Annotated in this window: 5 protein-coding genes; all 5 read right to left on the reverse strand. The window is 44.8% G+C overall.

Annotation, left to right across the window (positions count from 1 at the left end; all coding sequences use genetic code 11):
• Positions 1-7: 7 nt before the first annotated feature.
• The 5 genes from J4N45_RS27150 to J4N45_RS27170 all read right to left on the reverse strand — a co-directional run bounded on the left by J4N45_RS27150 (position 8) and on the right by J4N45_RS27170 (position 7109).
• Positions 8-3025, reverse strand: a complete 3018-nt coding sequence (locus tag J4N45_RS27150; protein ID WP_252015960.1) for an EAL domain-containing protein — start codon at positions 3023-3025, stop codon at positions 8-10.
• Between the two features lie 233 nt (positions 3026-3258).
• Positions 3259-3975 (reverse strand): YebC/PmpR family DNA-binding transcriptional regulator, encoded by a 717-nt coding sequence (locus tag J4N45_RS27155; protein ID WP_252015962.1) that lies wholly within the window; start codon positions 3973-3975, stop codon positions 3259-3261.
• An 84-nt stretch (positions 3976-4059) separates the two neighbouring features.
• Positions 4060-4269: a DUF3283 family protein gene (locus J4N45_RS27160; RefSeq protein WP_042474997.1), complete on the reverse strand. Its 210-nt coding sequence runs from the start codon at positions 4267-4269 to the stop codon at positions 4060-4062.
• Between the two features lie 164 nt (positions 4270-4433).
• Complete coding sequence (locus tag J4N45_RS27165) at positions 4434-4634, reverse strand: PA3496 family putative envelope integrity protein (RefSeq protein WP_042474993.1); 201 nt, start codon at positions 4632-4634, stop codon at positions 4434-4436.
• Positions 4635-5138: 504 nt separating this feature from the next.
• Positions 5139-7109 carry a replication initiator protein RctB domain-containing protein gene (locus J4N45_RS27170; RefSeq protein ID WP_234497624.1) on the reverse strand — a complete coding sequence of 657 codons (1971 nt, stop codon included), beginning with the start codon at positions 7107-7109 and terminating at the stop codon, positions 5139-5141.
• Positions 7110-7715: the final 606 nt, after the last annotated feature.

The raw sequence follows: 7715 nt of genomic DNA on the forward strand, positions 1-7715 counted from the left end.
ATTTTGTCTATACGGCGTGGCTTAAGCGCTTTGTTTTCACTACGGATAAAGGTTGTGGCTTAGCAAACCAATACCCTTGATACATATCGCAGTTCATCTCTTTCAATCGCGCGTATTGTTTCTCGCATTCCACACCTTCAGCAACCACATCGTATCCAAATGCGTGAGCCATGGTGATTACTGACTCCACTAAGGCATTGTGGGCTAAATCACTGCCCAAGTCGCGAATAAAACTGCGGTCTATCTTTACTTCGTCAAGTGGTAATTGTTTGAGCATGGATAAAGACGAATAGCCTGTCCCAAAATCATCCAACGAGATGCGCACACCTGCAGCCTTAAGCGCATTTAATGCCCGCAAACACTGTTCAAAATCATTAAGAGCGATGCTTTCGGTGATCTCGACAGTAAACTGTGCGGGAGAGAGATCATAGGAAAAGATCTTTTGTACGAACTCGATAGCAAAATGAGGGCGAGACAACAGGCTTGAACTGATATTAATCGAGACAGAGAACGCACTGTCTATACGCTTATCGGCGAGATCTTCACACACCTTGGTCAATACGATCTCACTGAGCTTCACGATCAACCCGGACTCTTCTGCGACACCTATAAAGAGCTGTGGTGAAACGTATTCACCATCCTCGTCCTGCCAACGCGCCAGCGCTTCTAAGCCAGTCACAGCCCCGCTCTCTTGATCATGTATAGACTGATACCAAACCTCGAGTTTATCATTCGCCAGAACGCGTCGAAGTTTCTGCTCGACACTCAGCAGTTGCTGGCTCTCTCGCTCTAGTTGGGTATCGTAAAGGGCCGCCTTGCGACTCTTAGAGCGCTTAGCGCGATACATAGCGATATCGGCCTTTTTGACTAACTCTTCTGCAGAGACCGCATCAAATGGATAGAACGCAATACCAAGGCTTCCCTGAGTGTTGAATTCATTATCTCCAACACAAAACGGCTTCTCTACCGCGCGAAGTATGCGACTAGCAAGCTCTAAGGCTTGACCTGATGTCTCGACATCACACATCAAAAGAAACTCATCACCACCAAAACGGGCAATGAGGTCGTTCTTGCGTACCACTTGATTGAGCTGTTTTGATACGTGCAACAACAACGCATCTCCGACATCGTGACCATAGGTATCATTCACAAACTTGAAGCGATTGAGATCCATCAACATCAAGGCGAGCGGCTGTTCATTCTTATCGCGAATATGCGCCTTCAAACGCTCAGTCATCATACGTCGATTCGCAAGTCCTGTGAGCGGATCATGGTAGGCAAGCTGGCGAATCTTATCGGCGGAACGTTTTTGCTCTGTAATATCCGTCATTGCCCCTAAAAAGCGCACCGGACGACCAAATTTATCTTTGATAACACGCCCGGTAGAAGAGAGCCAAACGTAGACCCCGTCCGTTCTGCGCAGTCTAAACTGCGATTTGAATGGCGTTTCAATATCAAGATGGGCGAGGAGTTGATTTTCAAGTTTGCTAAGATCATCCGGATGAACCAAGTCAAAAAAGCACTGACTGGTCAACGTGGTCGAGTCTCCGTCACTGAGCTTAAGAATATCATTCCAACGACTACTCCAAACGAGCTCATCAGAGATCAGATCCCAATCCCAAATCACATCGTTCGAAGAGTGGCTGACAACTTGTAATTGATTAGCCAGATCCGTAGATACTTGCGCTCGACTCTGTGAGCTGTGCAGGAGAAGATCACGCTCCAAAAACAGCGCTAGCATATCCAAATAGTTGTTATAGCTAGAGATCTTCGCTAGATCTGGCGTCTCTTCGATGGGTTCAACAACCGCCATCACTTCAGTATGCCGATCATGCCTATCGGTCACACACAATAGCGTCATAACAAAGGCTTCTGGAAAGGTATACAAAGAGCTCTGCGGAAACGCTTCGGTAGGGAAGTGGATTCCCTGGTCAGAATGGTAAAGCTGACGTCCATTGGTGTGTGAGTGGGCAGTAATACAACTCTCTGAATTGGCTTTCACACCACAAACCGCCCAAGCCACTGAGGTGTCAAATAAACAGCTGGCATTCACAATCGATGAAAAGCCCGATTGACCTTGAGAATATAAGGTCTCATGCAGCTCCGCTGGTGATCGCTCAGTATGGCTAAGTAGCTGTTTTCGTATACCAAACTCAGGATTAGTTGACGAAGAATCCGAACCACAAGAGTCTCGAACTACCATCAACTGCTCAATCGAACAAACGCCACTAGAGTAGGGAGCGCCCGCAATTCTTGCCATTAGTCGCTCTGCTGCCGCTATCGATAAACGCTCTAATTGCTGATCCACAGTGGTGAGCTTTGGCTCAGTTCTCTCTCCCATGAAGATATTGTCAATGCCAACCACGGCAACTTGCTTAGGCACAGAGATACCATTTTCGCCAAGCCGCTCCATCAAACCCACCGCGATATGGTCAGTGGCACAGATAATTGCCGTACAAGGTGAACCGTGATTCCAATAACGTTCATAAGCTTCACGCCCACCTTGCAGCGCGTTACTGCTAACGTTGAGTATTTGCGTACGTCCAATGACCCTACCATGCGATTCTGCTCGCGCCTGAAACGCCTTGAATCGCATTCTAACGTCATTAACCGACAAATCCCCACAGAACCCTATATTAGAATGCCCCAGAGAAGTAAGGTGGTCATACAACGCACATACGCCACTTTTTTGGTCACTCGAGAATGATTCTACAGCCAAAGGAGCGTAGCTAGCTGCTATAGAGACGACAGGAATACCCTTTGCTACCGCTTGCTCTACCAAAGAATTGGCGGCAGCGTGCAGTACTATGATTAAGCCATCGACATGGTCTAACGCGAACGGTAAATCAAAATCACGTTTGTGTCCTACACGGTAAAAGATAAGGTTTACGCCCTTATCGGCACCATACGCTCTTAGGGTACTGGTGATCTCTCCCATGTAAAAACCGCTCAACATCGGCAAAATGACACCTATTGCTGGCTTGCGATCGTGACGAGCCAACACGTTGTGACCACCGTTGATCATAGTGTTTATCCTGTCCATTTTATTAAGGTAGCTTTCCGCTTTATTAGCCTATTGTCTGACTATTAGTACAGTAAGAAATTTCTTGCGCATGGTGCAGAAGAAGTTGATAAAAGTGTTAGCAACAACACATTCGGTAGAGGGGAGATGCTGGGAAATTTGACCAAGATAGCGATACCAAAAAGAGCCAACATACGTTGGCTCTTTATTAATCATTCATTAGGGGTGAAACCTAATTATTGCTCTGCGTTGTGATAGACCTGTTGTACATCATCACAGTCATCAAGCATGTCTAGGAACTTCTGAAACTTCTCAGAATCTTCACCAGCAATCGCCGTATGTGTCTGTGGTACGAAGGTGATCTCTTCAACGTCTAGCGTTAAATCTGGATATTCTGCGTTCAACGCTGTTTTCGCTTTGAAGAACTCAGTGTTAGGTGCGAATACTGTGATTACGCCGTCTTCAAGTTCAATGTCAGTAACATCAACGTCTGCCATCATAAGCGCTTCAAGTACTGTCTCTTCATCATCACCCTTGAATTGGAATACCGCTTGGTGATCAAACATGTGTGCAACAGTGCCTGGGCTACCGATTTTCGCGCCTGTTTTAACAAAGCATTGACGAACATCTTGGAACGTACGGTTGCCGTTGTCTGTTAGACAGTCAACGATCACGCTAACACCACCAGGACCAAAGCCTTCATAGCGTGCTGGCTGGTAATCTTCACCGCCGCCGCCACTCGCTTTGTCTAGCGCTTTATCGATAACGTGTGCTGGAACTTGATCTTTCTTTGCTTTAGCAATCAGGTGCTTAAGCGATAAGTTCATTTCAGGATCGGCACCACCGTTTTTAGCAGCAACGTAAATCTCTTTACCGTACTTGGAATAAACTTTAATTTTTGCGCCTTGTGTCTTCGCCATCGAGGCTTTGCGCACTTCAAAACTTCTTCCCATTGGGATGTTCTCTCTAATTCAATTTAACGCGGAGGATTTTAGCAAATCGTCGCCACAATTCAATTCTAAGCCACGATGGGACTGTTACATCACACCCATCATCTTCTTGTATTTGTCGACACACGCTTCAAACCATGCCTTCTCAGTCTCATCTTGGATTCGTTCTAGCTGCTCGCGAATCGCTTCTGGACCGGCTTTCGCTTCCCTCATTTGCCAAACGACAAAGGAAGCCTGTTTATCTAGCTCAACCTTGTTTTTTTCTGAAGGGGGAAGCAGTGAAAGATTGTATGACATGGTTCTTCATCGGTTAGTGTTGGCAAGGCTACCGAATATATCACCGTTAGAGTCTCAAACTCAAATGAAAGCCACTGTCGACTTAGGAAGGATGTACAAGGCGCAAAAATACTAAGGGTGGCATACGCCACCCTACTGTTTACTCCATCTCAGCGTGTCGCTGATTAGTGAATTAACCCCAACTCTTTTGCTTCTTCGAGGGTTAGACCACTTTCTCTGATTTCACGTAATGCTTCAATGCGACGTCTTGCTTCCGCTGATTTAGCTTGTTTAGCAGGACGGGTTTCCTCTTGTATCTCTTCAGAGTGATCCCACTTGTTTGTAATGGATGTCATTTGGTCATGGTCGATTGAATTAATGGACATTGTTACCTCCTGAAAGAACCATGTCTGGACACCTAATCTGTAGCAAACGACAAAATTGTTGTTAAGAAAAACTGAGTCAGAATGTGATTGGGATGGAAATTCTAAACAGAAGTCTCGGGAAGGAGTTTATAAACTTTGAAATTCGATTTTTGTGGCATTACATTTAGGGGATTCCGCCTCGAAAAAGTAACTTGATCGAGATCTACTTTTCTCTCTCTTTCCCTTATCAGCATTGGCTTACAGCCAAATGCGTATGCATTCATATCGACGAATTTTTGACAAAAAAAAGCGAGTCCAAAAGAACTCGCCAAAAAATATATCAGAATGAATGTAACAATATGAGCCAATCTACTTATTTCATTAGAAAGGACAAAAGGTTGTCTATTCGGGATAAATAATAGCCAGCGAACCTGGCCATTATGTCAGTAGACTGTCAGCGTTATGTGTTAATACCAACAAATCCCCGCATGCTATGTAAAAAGATATTACAGAGCGTGTCTGTCACTAAACGGACACCTCATCAAGTACACGGAACACTGACTCATCGATATGACCCTCGTAGACTTGCTTACACACCTTCTTGCGCACTGCTAATGCGGAAATGAGACGTTCAATAGACAGGTGTTTGTTTTCTTGTCGAGAGTTATACAGCTCAACGACCTGGCTTAGAACTTCATAAGGTATGACATCACCATCAACACGAAGCCAATCAAGCTTCTCCATGAGCTCAGAACACTCTTGTTTGATAGATGCAACAGAATGCCCGGTCATAGCAGACAACGCCGTTATACCGCGTTCTAGGGCTTCTGGTGAGGTATATTTGGATAACGTAATGGTAATTTCGTCAGCATTGATCTCAACCAAATGCTTTCTTTGCTTCACTCGACGTCCCAAATTCCCACGTGGGGAAGGCGCTTTGCGCTGGATCGGCTCAAACTCGCCATCAATGATCGTCGACAGTTCATCCAGTTGTTTGCGTGTGACCAGCTCGTTGCGCAGTGGGTTCGGTAGAGTGGGCGCCATATTGCGTTTACCCGCATTGGTCGTCCTGGCGCGAGAGTAGCGCAGTACTTCTTCAACGTCACAGCGGATATCAACTTGATAGTCAGGTAACTTGGCATCAGGATCCATGCAGCTCAATGTCAGATGATAGCCCCAAAGATTGACATCGAATTGAGTCGGAGACGTCACGCTCTCAGCCAGGTTTTTTAGTTCACGCAATAGATCCATCGAAAAACGGCGCCACTCGATATTCCTCGCAAGCTTCTGATTAAGATCAGACAGCAGCAAAGAATCTGTGTGACGACGAGCCATACGGCTACGGAAGTACGAGTACAACTGGAAGACCAAGGTATGCTGTTTTAGGATCTCTGGTGGGAACAGGAAGAAATAATCTCTTGTTAAAAGCTCTTCGTAGAACGATGGCTCCCATACCAAAATGTAGAGATTGGGTTTGATCTTGATCTCACCATCAGCACCTTCACGAGGCGCTTCTTCTGAGGCGGTGATCGTTCTTGCTAAAAATCGAAAACGATCACTTTTGAAGCCTTCAGGCATATTTTCACTAAGCCAACGACCTGTTAGCTCGTGTAATTGAAAATCTGTAAATTCAATTCGATCAATGCTGTCACGAATAGAGTCTCGAGCCGGGCCACTGTCCTTCTTGCCACGCAGAGACAGTATGTCTGTGATATACAAAGGTGTCTTATTGGGCACCTGTTTGGCGTCCAAATGATACTCTTCATGATGATGATCGTGGTATTGGACTGTTAGGGTAAATAACGCGAACAGCGTCATCAGATCATCGACCGTCATAATATTTTTTGACGAGCGAGTTTCAATAACGGCTTTCGTCCCTGAGATCGATACCATGGATTTTTGATAACTCTTGCGAGTGCGAGGTGGTGCAAGCGCTTGGTCGATAATACCAGCCCAGTTTGTTGGCGATACTACGAACTGGTCTGCTTCGTCACGCATGGCTGGTGGCGTATACAAACCATGTTCGTTTAGCAAACGTTTGTTCACTTGAGTTTGAGCTAACGCTTTAGATTTCTTCTGTTTTTCAGATTGTTTCACCGATTCGGTGACCAAACTCGTAGCGCCCAAAACGGACACAAGTTGATTCGGGTTAACAAAGCGATGCAGCATCGTCTTTCCAGCTAATCCCTCTTCAAATTTGACACCGTGCTGGCTAAATAGTCCGATATTGACTGCGGCTCTTAAGCGTTGCTGAATGGCCGCTCGAGTCAATTTTCCATCGGTAGCATCAATTAACTCGGTTGTTGATACATAGCCGTCTTTAGAACTGAAACCACGCAGTGAAATAAGATTCAAAAGCTCAAGAATGCTTTTGGTCACCCCTTTAAAGTGCTGATATTGTTCTATCCAATCAACGGATGTTTCCGTCACTTCAAAAAGGTGTCCGCCTTTGTGATCCCTAGGGGATCGGATCTGGATTTTTTCTTCACTGCTCATGGTTGGATCTAGATCACACTATCCGTAAAATCGACATTGTTCCATAGAGTAATGAAATTTAGATCATAAATAAAGCGCTATTTATATTGTTAGATAAAAAACTGATCTTAATGATTAAACTGATCTTAAATGATTAAGTGATCATATGATCTGAAAAATTTTCTTCTTGTAAGTGGTTGATATATAAAATACTTACAAGAGCGCACTTCGGAAGGATGATCATAGCATTAACGAAACGATGATCATCATTTTTTGAAAGCATGATCAAAGGCTATCGAATGAATGATCATGACGGTATAGAAAGCGTGATCATCATTGCTGCGGATCGATGATCAAGAACTAGATACAAGTTATCCACAGAAAAAGTAGAAAAGCTGTGTGTATCATGCCTTACCTCTCAGCAAGATAGGCGTCATTTTCCATGAAAGCATGATCAAGGTAACTCATTTTGCTTATGATTTCGTCATTTAGAACAAGAAAGAGTCATGTTTTTGTTATTGGTTTTTGTCGCAAGGAAAATACGTTCACTGGCGCTCTTTTACAAACAGGCGGAACGATGATCAAGAAAACTACCCTTTTTCGCCAATGTGAATCGCTCTGCAGCGG

Source organism: Vibrio sp. SCSIO 43140 (assembly GCF_023716585.1).
Lineage (GTDB): Bacteria > Pseudomonadota > Gammaproteobacteria > Enterobacterales > Vibrionaceae > Vibrio > Vibrio maritimus_B.